The organism is Balneolaceae bacterium (assembly GCA_034521495.1).
In the GTDB taxonomy this organism is placed as follows: Bacteria; Bacteroidota; Rhodothermia; order Balneolales; family Balneolaceae; genus Rhodohalobacter.
Genome location: JAXHMK010000019.1, coordinates 95101 through 110796, shown reverse-complemented (window position 1 = coordinate 110796; position 15696 = coordinate 95101). Strand labels below are relative to the sequence as shown.

The window sequence follows — 15696 nt, the reverse complement described above, 5'->3', positions numbered from 1 at the left end:
TTAAACCGAAAAACGAAAACACTCATCGATTTAGATGCCAAGACGGCGTTTCAACTATGCCCGTTTTCATTTCTTAAAAAAAACCGATTATCCCTTGGGTCGATTAGATGATTTTCCATTGCTGGACAAAAGCCATCTGATGCCGGATGAACAGGTGATTGTACGAGTCACGTAGTGTTAAAATGTTGGAACGAACCGATCAGGGTTTCGCAGAGATCCTCAAGAAGATTAGAACACGAGGTGGACGGGCAAACGCGAACCTGTTCCCGAACACGTTCAGGGTGCTTCTTACTGTTTCTACCAGCAAAAAATTGAGTGGGTGTGGCTCGTACTGAAAACAACCGCGAAAAGTTTGATCAGGCGGTAAAGTATGAAAAGGATGGATTTACCTGCCTGGAAGATGAATCCTCTACTTGAGTTAGCCAACACCTGAGCGACGAGACGAAATAAAACGACAACACTTAAAAAAGAAACAGAACGGGTCCAGCAAAAAATCTAAAACTCTGTTGAATAATCTTTAGAGGATGAAGAAAAAGGAGAAATAATTTCGATAAAGAGGATGAGGATTATGCTGGGTGTACGGTTTGTTTCTAAATAAATTATGAGTGAACTCATCAATAGAAGAAATAGATACAGTGAACTTGTTCAATTATGAAGACTGTAATCCTATTCTCTTTCCACTCGTCTTTCCAATATGAGTGTTCTCTCAGGTGAGCCTACCATACTGATTATCAGATTTTGAACAAGTTAGATTATTCAATGATGATAACCAGGATCTTGAGCAAATTATCTTATTTAAAGGGGAGTAAGTTCACACATCAAGAGCTACGTTCATTTTATTCGGCTCAATTAAAAGTTTCTATTCAAAAAAGACATCAAAAATTTATTCAAAGAACAATTTAAGCAGCTTTGTGACTATTAGAGAATCCCTTCCATTATTTTCTGATGAAGCATGATCATGAAGGGGATATAGTGGAAAACGAGTTATTGGAAGAATTTCCTGAATTGTTGGATGAGGTTAGCAGAGATAACGTAGTTACTGAAAATGAAAAAGAACTATTAATTGAACGGGCTAATGAATTAGGCTTACCTGTCGAGAAAATTGACCATCTACAAAATAAAAGATTCATTGGTTATTAAAACTTTTAGAATTTTAGTAGATCAAGTTTGTGAAGATGGTATTATAACAGATCGAGAACACTCCTTTGTATTAGAAAAAGCAGATCAATACAATGTACCCAAGAAATAGTCTCTAAATTATTAAAAAAGGGATTAGCAAAGGTAAAGATTCTAAAAGAGAAATCTGTAGATGAAGATTTTTATCTGTATATAGTTTCTTTTTTTGTGCTTAGATTTGTTGAGAAATCAATTGGCAAAAATATAGTTGATGAAAATTTAACTGAAAAAATATTCAACGTTGACAGTGTTACAAGTTCTTCAATTCGAAGCCATTCATGGGGATGTATTGTAAGCCATCGAGAAGTCGCTCTGTACTTATCTGAATACTGATATTAAAATAAATAATGTGAATGTATTCTTAAGAAATTTAGGATTAAATACCCTATCGAGAGATGAAGCTATAAAAAGATACAAATCAAATATTGAAGGGAGGACATTAGAAGATTTTCAGAAAAAGATACACGAGTTCTACTAAAGAGTTTAAAGGTTTTTTATACCAGCTTAACTATAAATCTATGAACTCCAATGAATTATTTACTCATAAGGTAAAAGGAGATGAAGTAATTATACAGATAAATATTGACCATCCTCTCTTCATACAGAACAACAAACAGGTTGAAGTAATTGAATTTTTTATAATAACGCTCATATCGACAAAGTTTGAGTACACAAATAATAAACACGTGAACCATTTTTGGAATTTATTTAAGCTATATCAGCAACACTTTACAATAACAAACCATTAGTATGAAAGAGGCTTATTATTATATAAATAAAATACCAGATGGAACTCTATTATGAATTAATTGGTGAAGATGTACATAGGGCTATTGAATCATTATTATGTCAATGAACCGGATAAGAAAAAAGCCTGACTATGCAAAAATACTTTTTAATTAAATATGGTCGTAAAATCTTATTCCGAAAGGATGTATTCCAAAACTTAGTTTGGTTTCTAAGTGATTCTGAAATTACGTGCTATTAGAGATTTTTTGAATTGGAATAAAGACCAAAGTATTGAAAAGCTAAGAAAAAAGCTATCTAATAAAACGATTTGGATACGGGAGCCATAAATTTTCTCAATCTGTTCTTAGAGCTTTAAATCTCGATGTTGATAAATATTTCCCACCACGTGAAACGGTAGAAAAAAGTTTTGAAGATGTTAAAAGATCCGCAATTTCCATTACATCAGTATCAAAAGAATGTAAAGGATGAAGCAATTAAATATTTATTAGATCCACAAACTTCTCAAAGACTTTTCAATTCATATGCCAACCGGTTCCGGAAAGACTAAAACAACAATGGAAATTATATCAGATTATCTCAGATGCCGTTCAATTAATACGGGGTTTGAGAAGAAAACTGGTATAGTTTGGTTAGCACATACAAAAGAACTTTGTCAGCAATCCTCTGAAAGCTTTAGATTAACATGGGATTTAAGAGGAGATACTGCTATCGATGTTTATGATTTATATGGAGATAATGAATATCCTGAAAAGTTATTAGATTCCGAAAAATTCATTGTTTTTGCTGGTTTTCAAAAGATGCATGCTCTAAGAAATTCTAATAAAGATTTACAAAAAAAGATTAAAAGAAAGCTAAGGAATGACACAAACTTAGTCATTGTGGATGAGAGCACATAAATCTCTTGCAACTACATATAGTGAGTCAATTAATTATTTAACTAAAGCGAATGTAGATCAACAATTAATTGGATTAACGGCAACGCCAGGAAGAACTGCTGATGATGATATTGAAAATAAAATGCTTGCCAATTTTTTTAGATCCAATAAAATAACTTTAACAGATGAGTTTGGAATAGAGGTTGAGAATCCAATTAAGTATTTACAGGATATTGAAATTCTGGCAAAGCTTAATCGTAGAAGCTTTATTCCAATATTGAAATAAAATTTACGGAAGAGGAGCTCAGACAACTGAAACTATATGGTGATGAAAAACTGGGTAAAATTTTAAATGCTTTAGCTGTCCATCCGGGAAGGAATCAAAAAATTATCACTCGAATTGAACAATCAGTAAATAGTGGTGAGTCTCATTTTAGTTTTTGGTTGTAGTGTTGATCATTGTATTATTTTGGAATCACTTTTAGCTCAAATCAATATTGAGGCAAAAAGTGTATTGGGTCAGACAAGTAAATCAGAAAGGAATAAAATTATTACTGATTTCAAAGAAATAAGCTTAGTGTATTAATTAATTTATGGGGTACTTACGACAGGTTTTGACGCTCCTAATTTAAATACAGTTATTATTACTCGACCGACTACCTCAATTGTTCTTTATAGTCAGATGTTAGGTAGAGCTTTACGGGTCCAAGAAATGGTGGTAACTACCAAAATACTGTCGTGGATATAAAAGATAATTTTGATAAAGGGACCACAGGCAAAATGTTCTCATTTTTCAATAAGATTTGGAATTAATCATATAAAATATTATGGCACAAGGAGTACACTTTTTTGATCCAGAAGGTATTTTATCATTAAGAAAAATGGATATCGAGATACGATGGCTTTGGCTGAATTAATTGATAACTCAATTCAGGCTGATTCTGAAAATATTAGAATCATTCTCATAGAGAGAATTAGAGAGGGTAAGAGAAGAACATGGAATGTTGATGAAATACTAATCGTGGATGATGGGCATGGTATGAGCAAAGATGAGACCATGCGCTGTTTAAGATTCGGTGGAGGTACGAGACATGGAGCTAAAAAAGGTCTTGGGAAATTTGGTTTTGGTCTTCCTAACTCTTCAGCATCACAATGCCCAAGGTTTGAAGTTTATACATGGCAAAATCCGTCAGTAATCTACCGCAATTATTTTGATTTTAATGAAATCTATAAAGAAAAAACTGAATTTCTTCCTGAAGTAGAAGAAAGTAATAGTTTACCTGGTTCATTTAGTCACTTGGGTATAGATGTAAATAAAAATAATACTGTGATAAGATGGATTGATTGCGATCGTTTGTCTTTTAAAACTGGAGGACGTTTAGCTAAACATATAGAAAAACCTGTTGGTAGAATTTTCAGACATTTTATTAACGATGGTTTAATAAACATTAAAATAGATGTTTATCAAGATAACGGTGATAAAATTAGCTAAGAAAAAGGAGATGTATAAGTAAAGTTAAACCGTTGGACCCTATGTTTTTGATGACTGGTACACAGTTACCTGATCCCTATGGCAATGAAGCGACAGATATTGTTCATCCGCAAGGAATGGCGAGTAATGAATATTTCACAGTTAAGGTGAGAGAAGAAACTGATAATGGGGAAATAGAACATAAAGTAAACGTTAAATTTAGTAGAGTTGAAAACAGAGAAAATATTCATGGTGGTTCTGAACTCGGTGAGATTTATAGAGAAATGCAGGGAGTTTCAGTTGTAAGAGCTGGGCGAGAAATTGCATTTAGACTGACTTTGGGTTTATGCACAGATGTAAGTGATCCCAAAAATAGATGGTGGGGAGTTTGAAGTTAGATTTGAGCCGATTTCTAGATCACTTGTTTGGTCTTGATAACAGTAAGCAAAACGTATTCAACTTTAAAAATGTACTCAACGATGATGCAATTGATGTTCTTAATGATGAGGATAGCCCAACTGCTTTTAAGTTGATGCATGAACTTGCCAAACTCATCAATCCCAATATCAAAGAAATGAAAAAAGATATTGATGAGATGAAGAAAGGGAGTAGATCAAAACAGGAAAAAGAGACTGAAGATGCAGGTGAACTTGAGGATGAAGTTAGAACCGATTAGAATTCCACCAACGGATGGAAAGCGAGATAAAGAGGTAACTGCAATGAAGGATATAAAAGAAGCCAAAGAATGGATTTTAAATCGGTATCCTAGTCACAGCAGTGAACCGCAGAAGTTAAATGCTTGCTTTAGACTGGTTCTTCAATAAAAATCCTTTTGAACAGTTTATCGTGTTTAGGCAACTAGGCGATAATGACTTACTTAAGCTATACAAAAATTAGGAGATCAAAACGATTATTGCGGTAAATCGCAACCACGAATTTTGCCAATAGATTTATTGTGCCAATTTTTAATAGTGAGGATTATAGTAAAATAGATCCTTTTGTTAAGTCTTTTTGGTGCTATGGTACAATCAGAATTGGCATTTGTCCAGAATCTAGACAAGGTCCTTCAAATACTTTCAGATCTCAATTAATTGGGATATAATTTGAATTTGTATATAAATGAATGGTCAGCAATATCTAGTAAGTAAAATTTAATCTTTTACAATAATTCCTTTGATCACTTCGGAAATTATAAAAAATGAGTATCTAAAGTTCATTGATAAGAGGATTAATTGAAATTTTTTGTCCAGTCATATCTTTTTGAAGTTTTTAAGAAAATAATCAATAAGACAGAGAGGACAACAAGGGTTATAACGAGATGGAGATTATCTGATTTTAGAAATGGATATGCAGATATAAGGATATATGACTTATGTTCTCTACATGGGATTGATTTATATTTAAATCCAAGAGTTCATCTGAAAGCTACCATTAAAAATATGAAGTCGAATGTTATTCATTCTCTTCACAGCAAATCTAACAGGAAGAGGTTTAAATATAGACTCTCCTGAACGTATACAACTATGAATTATCTGGAATCCTCAGAACAAGTAGCATCCAAGATTTTAAGATATTTTGAAAGGATTGTACAGGATTCAAATTGATGGTGAAATGAAACGGTAGATGTGAGAGATTAAAAAAAGTTTAGTAGAATTGGATTCTTATGAAGTTACTGAACCTAAAGAATTTGATTTCATGACAGATAAAGCATTTTATATTTCACAACTTCCTCAAACATCTTCTACAAGGACTTTATAGCTTCTAGTAGCTAGCTGCATCTTTCATGAAATTTACTGATGAAGATTAATAAATTGTGCAATTCACGACTGTATCAATTTATGAAATTCTCGAGAAATTAAATTGATGAATGTTCTCAGATGCTTTGTCTCATGCTTTTTTTAGTCATCCTTTTATTAAATAGATATGATTGAAGAAGTCAATACATTGATCGCGCTTCATGTGTTTAGTGAAGCTGTCAAAGCAATTGGATTCAAAATGATGTCTTAGATTGTGCCAGTTCCTAAAAGGAGAGAATTAACTGAAAAAGTAAAGGTACTCTACAAGTGGATTGAAGAGTTAGGGGGAGATAAGTTTCAAATAGATAGGCCTCGTCATTCACAAAGGATAAAGATTGTAGATTTAGATTAAACATCTGTTGTGCACCTGACCCACACTTCTTCACCACAAAAACCGATGTCATTCTCGATAGTGGTAAGTCCTGGTTGCTAATGATTAAATATTGCTTATCATTACTATATGTCAACAGATTCATTAGAATCAGAACAGCCGCTTTCAAGCTGGTTAAATAAACTGATTAATCACGTGGAAGATGTTTGTCAAGAGATTTACTTCGAAAAGGGTTTGAATTCAAAGGTTTGCGAATTCCTTTGGTTTCTCCACAAGGAACCTTCAAGCCAAAAGAAGATGGATTATCCCTTAGCGATTACGACACGTCCCAAGGTCCGTACGAAGATAGTTTCAACTATAAAGATCAGCTTCTCTACAAATATCGGGGCACTGATCCGAAACATAGAGATAATGTAGGTCTGAGAGAGGTCATGAAGCGAGAACTCCCACTCATATATTTTCACGGAATTATACCTGGCCGATATTTGCCGATATTTCCGGTATATATAATCGAGCAGCAGAACCCAAATGACCTTTCTTTTTTACCATAGTTGCCGATGAAAAAGTCATTAATCCAGATACGTTGAAGACTTCTGATTTTGTAGCAGTGAAAGAATGAAGGTCTGTAAGGTCTTACATCACAAGGCAAGTTAAACAAGAGGTCCATCAGCATGGATTTCGAAGAGAGAGTTATTGCAGCATACCGCTCACAGTGTGCATTGCCCGTCAATGAAACATGGTGCAGACTTTCAGATGCCGCCCATATTGTTCCCGATGGAGAACCCGATGGCACACCAACAGTTGATAACGGTCTCGCACTTTGTAAAATTCATCACTCAGCATTTGATCAATACATTATTGGCGTCACACCTGATTATCAAATTAAAATTCGAAATGATATTTTAAATGAAATTGACGGTCCAATGCTCACTTATGGTTTTCAAAAACTCCATGACCAAAAACTCATCCTGCCTAAATCAAAAAGTTCATGGCCAGATCGTGATAGGCTTGATTGGAGATATGGAAAATTCCGGCAGGCTTAATTCGGAAAAGCTCCCGAAATTCTACCAGCTCAAAGGCTCGCTGGAAAAGTCCAGCAATAACTTACCGACCTGAATGCCTGGCTTGCGCCAAAGTACAAGGACTTTGCAAAAATGATATACGATTGGAGATCATGCCGGTGCGTCAGATATGCGATAGTAGGTAACTCAGATATCAGAAATCGAATATCGCATATCAGAAATCGCATATCCTCTTTAATCTTTGTTTTTTTCACCACCCCAAACATCATATCATCATTCGAACTCTTGCAGTCCGTCTGTTCCTCAGCTTCTTTTGGGAACCAGATCATCCACTTCCAAAAGAGCATTTTGACTAACTGTCTCAATATCTCTATAATTGAATTGCATCAAGAAATTCGTCAATCGACGGATTACCAACCGGCCTTCTCGGGCACGGTGGTTTCAGCGATGTGGGATAGGCAGATACGATATCCAATGATACGAGTCCCATCTTATCGGTCTTGATGTAACGAACCAAAACCTTCATAAAACGTTACATCTTATGCAATCAAACAACGATCAAAAAAACCAATACAATAGAACGCTCAATGCCGAAGAGCTTAAAGATCTCAATCATTCCTTTACACAGGCGGGTATAAAATGGATTGCCATGTTTAAAGGGATTTGGGCTGAAGTGGCAGAGGTTAAAAACGGACAGGTCACCATTTTGGCCACATTTCCAAAGCGAAGCAGTGACTCTCCGGAACCCGACCTGGTCCTTAAAATTTTCTTGCACTGCCGTGCCTTTAATTTTATAGATGACGTGCGACAGATTCTTTTACTTATGTATAAGGATCAGGGATCTGCAGGTTCAGTACGCCTGGAAAATAACCTCTCAGAAAAAGAGAAAACGCTTCTTGCACAAGCATCTGCAACGTTTGGGAGTTCAAAAGTTCACATTGGTGAACGGCTTTATAAACGCAAAGAGTTGCTGAAGATCTATCAGGAGTCCTGATAAATCTAAAATTATAAAGTGAATGCTAAATTAGTGGCAGCCGGATGAAGGCTGCCTTTTTAATCTTAAGTGGTTTAATTCCCCGACCCTCTGAGTCGGAAAAGATTAAAGTCCCCCTTCCCACGAAGTGATCCCTTCGGGAGAAGGGGGAAAGCGAGCGGAGTGAGCAGGGGGATGACTATCTGAGTTTTGAATTGACAAAGTCTTGGTTCTGAAGCATTACACCCCTCCCGGCTAAAGCCGTACTCCCCTCAAGGGGAGATTGATCATCCCCCATTGCCCCCTTCAAAGGGTTGACATTACCCATAAAACCTCAATTTTTGAGATGATCTCTTTATTAAGGTTTATTGGAAAGGTTGAGTATCATTTATAAAAATAGTTTATCAACCTTATCGTTTACCTTGTTCATTTTGTCTTGAAACAAAAGAACCAAAAATTCAAGGCGGTGAAAGAATTGGCGGCGGTCACTGAATCTCTGCTACCTTTTATCAATGGTCCGCCTCGTTTATAGCTCGTTAAATTAGTTCAGAGCCGGTATGATAAAAGGTCCCCGCAGATCTTCAGGCTTCCTCAATCCGCCAATTCTTTCGAGGCCGGAGTTGTTCTTACCCTAAAATAAATCAACTCTAAAACGGCGATAAATGGATGTTGAAATAACTATTATTCCTCTTTCAAAAAGCTTATTGTAGATCTATTTTTAAAATGTTAATCGGATATATTTAAAAAGTATACATAACAGCTTTAAGTCAAGAATTACCAACCCTTTACATAGCCTAAATTGGCCATATTTAAAATTACATGGGTATTGTCAGCTTCAAAGGGGGACACTTTACAATAAGTGCAACCATTGTTAAAAAAATTTGGATTATAAGTTGATACCTCGTAGGCTCTGCCCCGAGGTACGTCATTAAAATTGAAATACGATTGCTGGCACCAGCCTGGCTCCCGGCAGAGGCGAAGTCAGGGATCATTTCATCTCGACCATTCTCAGATACATTCCACACTTTTGCATATAAACAGTAGTTGTTATAAATTAACAATTGTTTACTAATATTAACTACTGTTTATGAGATCTGTAGCAAAATCAAATAGTTCATTAAAGGTTCCGCTGAATGATATCCTGGGATACCAGGCCAATATTCGTGTGCTCAGGTATTTGACGATACATCCTGCATCTGTGAGTTATAGCGAACTGGCAAAGCAGACAGGCATCACTCTTCCGGGAATTCACAAAACCGTGAAAAGACTGATAGAAACGGGAATTATCGTCTATGCCGGCAGCGGGAAACAGCAATTGATTACTCTGCGAACCGAACACCCGTTGTCGGGAATCATCACTGAGTTGTTCAAAAAGGAAGATGAGTATTTTAAGAAGCTCAAAAAAAGCATCAAAAACCAGATAGACAGATTACAGGTTGAAATATTTGCAGCATGGATCTATGGTAAAGTTGCAGACGGGTGTGATGAGTATGGCGATCCGTTACAAATTGCCGTTCTTGGAAAGGCAGATACGGTTGATCGTGCTGCAGAAGAACTTCGAAATTACCTGTTCAAAAGTGATATTGAAGCAGACTTTGATGTTACGATTGAACTTAACGGAATGACGCCAGCGGATCTTGAAGTGAGTAAAAAAACTCTGACAGGGAGAATCATTCATCTCTATGGAATGGATCCCATTATCTATGCGGAGGGGCGTGGTTTTTTTACAGAAAAAGCAGAAAATCATCAAAATTTAGATAAGCGCTCGCAACTTGCAGGAAAGGCCTGGGGTACTGTTTGTGCACCAACATCCTGAATTGATCTCAAGAACCATTCAATCTTTAGAAAAAAGAATAGAGGAAGGAGACAGCCATACAAAAAATGAATTAAAAGAATGGAAAGACTTTCTGGAATCAACATCTGTTCAGCGGCTTGCGAAGTTCCTGGAGTCTGAATCTGAGCGGGCAACACAAATGCGGCAATCAAATCCTTTTTGGCTGGTGGTATCAGATGAAGAAAAAGAGGAATATGAGAAAATCCTGTCCAAATTAGTACAAAATGAATATTGAACAACTGAAACACGCCATTCGGGCCGCTTGTAATGTGGCAAACGACAATGAAATGATTGTCTTTGGATCACAAGCTATTTTGGGCATGTTCCCCGAGGCCGATTCCAGGTTAAGAAGGTCGATTGAAGTGGATATGGTTCCTAAAAACAAGCCCGGAAACGTCGACAAAATAGATGGTGCTTTGGGAGAAATGTCTGCTTTTCACAAGACTCATGGTTTTTATGTTCATGGCGTTTCTGTTGAATCTGCAAAATTGCCTCCGGGGTGGGATAAGGGGATTTTCAGATCAGAGATCGGATATCGCATATCAGAAATCGCATATCAAAAAGAGAAATCATGGTGTGGCAGGCGAGATTTTTTCTTGGTTGAAATGTCCCTAAAAATGGTTTTATGTAAAAAGACTGATATTCGATTGGAGATATTTGATTTCAGATATGCGAAGGGCGGGACAGATCAGAAATTGCATATCGCATATCTTCACAAATTTCATTTTTTCTTTACTCCCTTACCCGATGTACCCATTCGCGCAGTTCTTCACTAAATGAATCAAGATCTTCCTCTTTCATGAGGCCGTGGCGCAGCATCATCAGGATATGCATATCCATATTAGATTTTGTGTATCCATCCAGGCAGTCGCGCAGGATTTTTGCCTCTTCCTTCATAGCATCCAGCGTATCCCAAAATTGCTCCGTTGGTGTTCGTTTATCGCTGTTCAGAAGTTTGATAAATGTTGGATTGCGTTCGGCGAGATATCGTTCGCGCAGCTCCGGCAGCATATCACAGAAGGTTTTCCAGTCCCGTTTTGTTGGTTTCATTACTGAGAGGTTTAGGTTGAGGGATTTATTTTGTTTGATGTAAACCTGGTCGATTTTAATCTGTCAAAGTCTCATAGATCACCCAATGGTCCTTTTGCGCAAGGAGGGGAGCCTCTGATATGCGATTGTGAGAATCGACACTGAGGTTGTCGGTATCATGCATGTAATTTGATCTCGATGATATGCGATTGGAGATTAGCGGTGGTCGGACAAGTATCTGATCTCAGATATGCATAGTCGGAGCATATCAAATATCGCATATCAAAAAGAGAAATCATGTTGAGATAGGCGAGATTCTTTCTTGGCTGAATTGTCATTAAAAGGAGGCTTTGAAATACCCATCTGTCGGTTGTTTTTACCGGCTGATGGGTGTCCCCAACCCGTCAGCCCGCACATACAGCGTGCAGACGGGCAGTAATGCAAAGCCCTCTAAAAATGGTTTTGTGTCAAAAGATGATATGCGATTGGAGATATCCGATCTCAGATATGCGAAGTAAGGAACAGATCAAAGATCAAACTCCTTCAATCAAAGATCTGTTGTGCGTAACACCAAAACGGTATGATCGTAATCTTAAGAGAACTCATTTTCATCTGAACTCTATGATCATGAAAAGATTTCGAATTTTGTTACTTCTCATTTCTGCTCTTCTTTTTTCTCCATTTTTCACTCTCATCGCCCAGCCGCCAACGGTGGATCACCATTTACATATCCGCAGTGAAGACGGGACCCAGGCGCTGGTTCGAATCCTGGATGAAGTGCAAGGCCAGCAAGGAGTGAAGCTGCAGCCGTCAGTGGAAGCCGGAGATGTGGTGGCTCTGCTGGATTCAACCGGTACGGAGAAAGCGGTTCTTCTCTCCACCGCCTACTTTTTTGCAATGCCCGACCTGGAGTTTGAAAACGAACGGGAGCGGCTCCGCCGGGAAAATGAGTATGTGGCGGAGCAGGCCGGACACAACCCCGACCGGCTGATTCCCTTTTGTGCCGTGAATCCCCTCAGCGAGTACGCACTGGAGGAGATTACCTGGTGCGGAGAGGATGAACGGTTTGCAGGGCTGAAGCTGCACCTCGCCAATTCTGATCTGGACTTTCGAAATGAACAACATGTAAAGGCACTGCAGGAGGTCTTTAAACGAGCCGGGGAACTGGACCTGGCACTGATTGTGCATCTCTGGACGCGCCACCCGGATTTTGGAGCGAAGGATACAGAGATTTTTATACAGGAAATTCTGCCCGAAGCCGGAGATGTGACGGTTCAAATTGCTCACTTGGGAGGTCCCGGAACCTATTCGGAGGTAACCCGCGAGGTAGCCGGCACCTTTAGCAAGGCGATCCAAAACGGAGAGGTAAACGGCAGTAATCTCTATTTTGATCTCGCCGAGGTTCCCGAAAGGCCGGAACGGGCATCGGATGAACAGGAACGCCAACGCAGAGAACAGGCGAACCGGGAGCTGGCGGACCTGATCCGGGAATTGGGAACAGATCGCGTGTTATGGGGAACCGACTGGATTGCCGGTCCGCCGCAGGTTTACATGTCAAAACTTCAATGGCGGCTGCCGGATGATCTCTGGGATGCAATTCGGGAAAATAAGGCGCCATATTTGAGGTAAGAATCCGGGTAAAAGATGATATGCGAAGTACGTGAGATATGCGAAGTAAGAATAGATCAGAGATCGCATATCGCATATCTGAAATCGCATATCAAAAGGGCAGAACTTAACATGATAAAGACTAAGATACTTTATTAACTGAATTGCTATTAAAAATGCTGGTGTGTCGAAAGATGATATACGATCGCAGATATTCGATCTCAGATATGCGAAGTTAAAACAGATCAGAGATCATATATCGAAAAAAATACTGTAAGGGATCTGTGATTTTTGGTTCATACAGATAAAAACCTATGAAAATGAACCGAAAAGACCTTGAAAACCGACTTATCGATTTTGCAGTGATAATTGTGGATCTCGTAGATGAAATTCCAAAATCGAAAGGCAGAAATCATCTGATAGGCCAACTTGCCCGATCTGGTACATCTCCGGCTCTAAATTATGCAGAATCTCAAAGTGCAGAGTCCAGAAAAGATTTTATTCATAAGATGAGCATTTCACTAAAAGAACTGCGAGAGACTCTGATGTGTCTGATCATCATTCAGAGATCAAAAAAATATAAGACGAATTCGGAGATGATTGCTGCAACAAAGGAGTGCGACGAATTGGTTTCAATTTTTGTTAAAAGCATACAAACAGCTAAAAAGAAGCTTCGTTGATATGAAAAGGGTTTTAAATCAGAGATCGCATATCGTATATCAAATATCGCATATCAAAAAAGAGAAATCATTGTTTAGGAAACGGATTGTTTTATTGGCTGAAATGTCATCAAAAAAATGTTGTGTTTTAAAAGACGATATACGATTGGAGATATGCGATCGCAGATATGCGAAGTAAAACACATATTAGTCATCGGTTGAGTGATTTGGGCTATTATAGCAACCAGTAAATTAATATAGTGTTAGATCAATCCATCAATTTAATAGTCAACTTGGAAAGTGGCCACAAAAGCACAAAAACACTAAATATTTTGTGTTTTTGTGGCTATCTGATTGACTATACGAAGGCTTTGCAAAACCGTTGGTATACGTCAATCTGAACTCGATTCAGATTCTCCATTCGTCTTTATAGCCAGTATTTGGAGATCCTGAATCGTGTTCAGGATGACGGTCATTGTTTTGCAAAGCCTTCTATACTTTTTTTAAAGATTATAACGCTGATCCCACTCCGAAAAGGCGATATTGGGGAATTATACCCCCTTTCATTGGCTTTAAAGGCTTCTTTTTTTAAAATAGACTTTTCGGAGTAGGCTCAACGCTAGAGTTTTAATAAGATTCTCAAAACTCATCCGATGTCTTCGGCTTAGATCAAAGATCAATCCTGACATCAGTAGAGAAAACCAAATAACCAAAGAGGAATTCGATTCAGATAGGGATGTTCAAGTCCATCCAGAGCCAGGAACGCGTTTTCGGTCTGTTGAATCTGCCTGTCGCTTTTGGAAGGCCCGCCGATTTCAAATGTCCATTTTCCATCTACCAAAAAATCTCCATCACCGGCCAGCTCTATAGTATAACCTGCATTTCGCAATTGATTAATGAAAAACGTTTCACGAAGTGTGCCGACCTCGGGATCATTTTTCAGGGCATAGCTAAAGTTTGTGTTTTCCATAAATATCTTATCCGGCTTTTGCAGGGATGCAATTCCTTTGGATGAACGCGTCAGCAAATTCAGCATCCGGGCATCTTCAAGATTCTTCAGATATGTTTTTACGGTATCTCGTCCCATCTCCAATCTGCCCGCAATTTTAGAAATATTGGGCTCAAAAGGAGCGGATTCTGCAATTACTCCCAACAATTTCTTTATTTTAATGGTATTGGCCGCCGAATACCCTTCAATCAACTGAAGATCTACCTCGATGACGGTATTGATCACTTGATTAAGCTTTTGCCGAAACGTGGATTGTTGTTCGGTTATCGAAAATGGAAAGTATCCGTGCTGAATATATTTTTCAAAGAGGGGGAGGGGGTGTTTGATGTTATCGAGAATGGGTTCCGCAATCTCTTTTGGATTCCCCGTTATCTGTTCCAGTTGTACGGGGTGAAACGATTTCTGATATACAAATTCTAAATACTCACGGAATGAAAGGCCCGTAAGTTCGTAGGTTAGCGCTCTGCGGCTAAGGTCGGCTTCTCCTTTTACCAGCTCCAATGCCGAGGAAGCTGTGAATACTACATTTAGATCCGGCAACCCGTCGTAGATGTTTTTTAACTCTCGAGACCAATGAGGGTATTTATGGATCTCGTCAATCAGCAGTAGTTTGCCTCCATACTTTACAAATTGGCGGGCAAGATCATACAGCGAATGTTCGTAAAACCATGTATGATCGGCAGTAACATAAAGCACCTGGTCTTTGTCGGGTGCGGAGAACTTCAGGTGTTGCAGCAACATTGTCGTTTTTCCGGTGCCGCGCAAACCGATGATCCCGAACATCCGTTGATTCCAGTTGAGCCGATGAAAAAGGCTGCGAAAATAGTGGTCGGTTATCGATTCCAGTACCTCTTCTTGGTATTCAAATAGTTTTTCCATGATAGTTGACTTGAGTACACATCAATATTAATAATTATTGACCTATACACAAGTCAAAAATACATAATTACGACTTCTTAACGAGTCAAAACCGATATTCGATTGGAGATATTCGATCGCAGATATGCGAAGTGGGAATAGATCAGATATCGCATATCAAAAAAGATCAATACGTATTAAGGCCATAAATCCTGCCAAACATTAAAAAACGGAATTTTTAATGTTTGTTTCGATTGTATGCTTTATTTTAAGGTTAGATTTCCTATCAACCCTTAAAACGATGG

16 protein-coding genes and 1 riboswitch are annotated in these 15696 nt (G+C 38.0%); of the genes, 14 read left to right on the top strand and 2 right to left on the bottom strand.

Annotation, left to right across the window (positions count from 1 at the left end):
• The first annotated feature begins 34 nt into the window (after positions 1 to 34).
• From U5K72_17700 to U5K72_17645, 12 genes are all read left to right on the top strand, one after another.
• Positions 35 to 175, top strand: coding sequence for a hypothetical protein (locus U5K72_17700; protein MDZ7720656.1), 141 nt, complete (start codon positions 35 to 37; stop codon positions 173 to 175).
• Between the two features lie 770 nt (positions 176 to 945).
• Positions 946 to 1140: a hypothetical protein gene (locus tag U5K72_17695; protein ID MDZ7720655.1), complete on the top strand. Its 195-nt coding sequence runs from the start codon at positions 946 to 948 to the stop codon at positions 1138 to 1140.
• Positions 1141 to 2480: 1340 nt separating this feature from the next.
• A complete protein-coding gene (locus U5K72_17690) occupies positions 2481 to 2822 on the top strand; it encodes a hypothetical protein (GenBank protein ID MDZ7720654.1) in 342 nt (113 codons plus the stop codon).
• Positions 2809 to 3087, top strand: a complete 279-nt coding sequence (locus U5K72_17685) for a hypothetical protein (protein MDZ7720653.1) — start codon at positions 2809 to 2811, stop codon at positions 3085 to 3087. The genes U5K72_17690 and U5K72_17685 overlap by 14 nt, the downstream gene beginning before the upstream one ends.
• Positions 3088 to 3699: 612 nt before the next feature.
• Positions 3700 to 4293 carry an ATP-binding protein gene (locus U5K72_17680; protein ID MDZ7720652.1) on the top strand — a complete coding sequence of 198 codons (594 nt, stop codon included), beginning with the start codon at positions 3700 to 3702 and terminating at the stop codon, positions 4291 to 4293.
• Between the two features lie 41 nt (positions 4294 to 4334).
• Positions 4335 to 4664, top strand: a complete 330-nt coding sequence (locus U5K72_17675) for a hypothetical protein (protein ID MDZ7720651.1) — start codon at positions 4335 to 4337, stop codon at positions 4662 to 4664.
• Positions 4661 to 4948 (top strand): hypothetical protein, encoded by a 288-nt coding sequence (locus U5K72_17670; protein ID MDZ7720650.1) that lies wholly within the window; start codon positions 4661 to 4663, stop codon positions 4946 to 4948. The genes U5K72_17675 and U5K72_17670 overlap by 4 nt, the downstream gene beginning before the upstream one ends.
• Positions 4949 to 7070: 2122 nt before the next feature.
• Positions 7071 to 7442, top strand: a complete 372-nt coding sequence (locus U5K72_17665) for an HNH endonuclease (GenBank protein MDZ7720649.1) — start codon at positions 7071 to 7073, stop codon at positions 7440 to 7442.
• A 357-nt stretch (positions 7443 to 7799) separates the two neighbouring features.
• Positions 7800 to 7910: riboswitch (SAM-I-IV-variant riboswitch) on the top strand.
• Positions 7911 to 7962: 52 nt separating this feature from the next.
• Entirely contained in the window at positions 7963 to 8415 is a 453-nt protein-coding gene (locus U5K72_17660; GenBank protein MDZ7720648.1) for a hypothetical protein, read from the top strand.
• Positions 8416 to 9481: 1066 nt separating this feature from the next.
• The gene (locus U5K72_17655) at positions 9482 to 10210 is read left to right on the top strand and encodes a winged helix-turn-helix domain-containing protein (protein ID MDZ7720647.1); all 729 of its coding nucleotides are present in this window, start codon (positions 9482 to 9484) and stop codon (positions 10208 to 10210) included.
• Positions 10194 to 10463, top strand: a complete 270-nt coding sequence (locus U5K72_17650; protein ID MDZ7720646.1) for a hypothetical protein — start codon at positions 10194 to 10196, stop codon at positions 10461 to 10463. Before U5K72_17655 ends, U5K72_17650 begins: the two co-directional genes overlap by 17 nt.
• A complete protein-coding gene (locus tag U5K72_17645) occupies positions 10453 to 11004 on the top strand; it encodes a hypothetical protein (GenBank protein MDZ7720645.1) in 552 nt (183 codons plus the stop codon). Before U5K72_17650 ends, U5K72_17645 begins: the two co-directional genes overlap by 11 nt.
• Here the strand turns inward: U5K72_17645 and U5K72_17640 are convergent.
• Positions 10961 to 11278 carry a hypothetical protein gene (locus U5K72_17640; GenBank protein ID MDZ7720644.1) on the bottom strand — a complete coding sequence of 106 codons (318 nt, stop codon included), beginning with the start codon at positions 11276 to 11278 and terminating at the stop codon, positions 10961 to 10963. The two genes, U5K72_17645 and U5K72_17640, sit on opposite strands and share 44 nt — an antisense overlap.
• Positions 11279 to 11884: 606 nt before the next feature.
• On the opposite strand from U5K72_17640, the gene U5K72_17635 reads away from it, so the two are divergent.
• Both U5K72_17635 and U5K72_17630 read left to right on the top strand, forming a co-directional pair.
• Positions 11885 to 12886 carry an amidohydrolase family protein gene (locus tag U5K72_17635; protein ID MDZ7720643.1) on the top strand — a complete coding sequence of 334 codons (1002 nt, stop codon included), beginning with the start codon at positions 11885 to 11887 and terminating at the stop codon, positions 12884 to 12886.
• Positions 12887 to 13185: 299 nt separating this feature from the next.
• Positions 13186 to 13545: a four helix bundle protein gene (locus U5K72_17630; GenBank protein MDZ7720642.1), complete on the top strand. Its 360-nt coding sequence runs from the start codon at positions 13186 to 13188 to the stop codon at positions 13543 to 13545.
• A 667-nt stretch (positions 13546 to 14212) separates the two neighbouring features.
• On the opposite strand, the gene U5K72_17625 is transcribed toward U5K72_17630, so the two are convergent.
• Positions 14213 to 15412, bottom strand: coding sequence for an AAA family ATPase (locus U5K72_17625; protein MDZ7720641.1), 1200 nt, complete (start codon positions 15410 to 15412; stop codon positions 14213 to 14215).
• Positions 15413 to 15696 lie beyond the last annotated feature (284 nt).

Coding starts and splice junctions, on each gene's coding strand:
- U5K72_17635 (MDZ7720643.1), top strand. CDS start 11,885: ATGAAAAGATTTCGAATTTTGTTACTTCTCATTTCTGCTCTTCTTTTT.
- U5K72_17685 (MDZ7720653.1), top strand. CDS start 2,809: ATGAGAGCACATAAATCTCTTGCAACTACATATAGTGAGTCAATTAAT.
- U5K72_17655 (MDZ7720647.1), top strand. CDS start 9,482: ATGAGATCTGTAGCAAAATCAAATAGTTCATTAAAGGTTCCGCTGAAT.
- U5K72_17645 (MDZ7720645.1), top strand. CDS start 10,453: ATGAATATTGAACAACTGAAACACGCCATTCGGGCCGCTTGTAATGTG.
- U5K72_17660 (MDZ7720648.1), top strand. CDS start 7,963: ATGCAATCAAACAACGATCAAAAAAACCAATACAATAGAACGCTCAAT.
- U5K72_17665 (MDZ7720649.1), top strand. CDS start 7,071: ATGGATTTCGAAGAGAGAGTTATTGCAGCATACCGCTCACAGTGTGCA.
- U5K72_17675 (MDZ7720651.1), top strand. CDS start 4,335: ATGTTTTTGATGACTGGTACACAGTTACCTGATCCCTATGGCAATGAA.
- U5K72_17630 (MDZ7720642.1), top strand. CDS start 13,186: ATGAACCGAAAAGACCTTGAAAACCGACTTATCGATTTTGCAGTGATA.
- U5K72_17625 (MDZ7720641.1), bottom strand. CDS start 15,412: ATGGAAAAACTATTTGAATACCAAGAAGAGGTACTGGAATCGATAACC.
- U5K72_17695 (MDZ7720655.1), top strand. CDS start 946: ATGAAGCATGATCATGAAGGGGATATAGTGGAAAACGAGTTATTGGAA.
- U5K72_17680 (MDZ7720652.1), top strand. CDS start 3,700: ATGGCTTTGGCTGAATTAATTGATAACTCAATTCAGGCTGATTCTGAA.
- U5K72_17640 (MDZ7720644.1), bottom strand. CDS start 11,278: ATGAAACCAACAAAACGGGACTGGAAAACCTTCTGTGATATGCTGCCG.
- U5K72_17690 (MDZ7720654.1), top strand. CDS start 2,481: ATGGAAATTATATCAGATTATCTCAGATGCCGTTCAATTAATACGGGG.
- U5K72_17700 (MDZ7720656.1), top strand. CDS start 35: ATGCCAAGACGGCGTTTCAACTATGCCCGTTTTCATTTCTTAAAAAAA.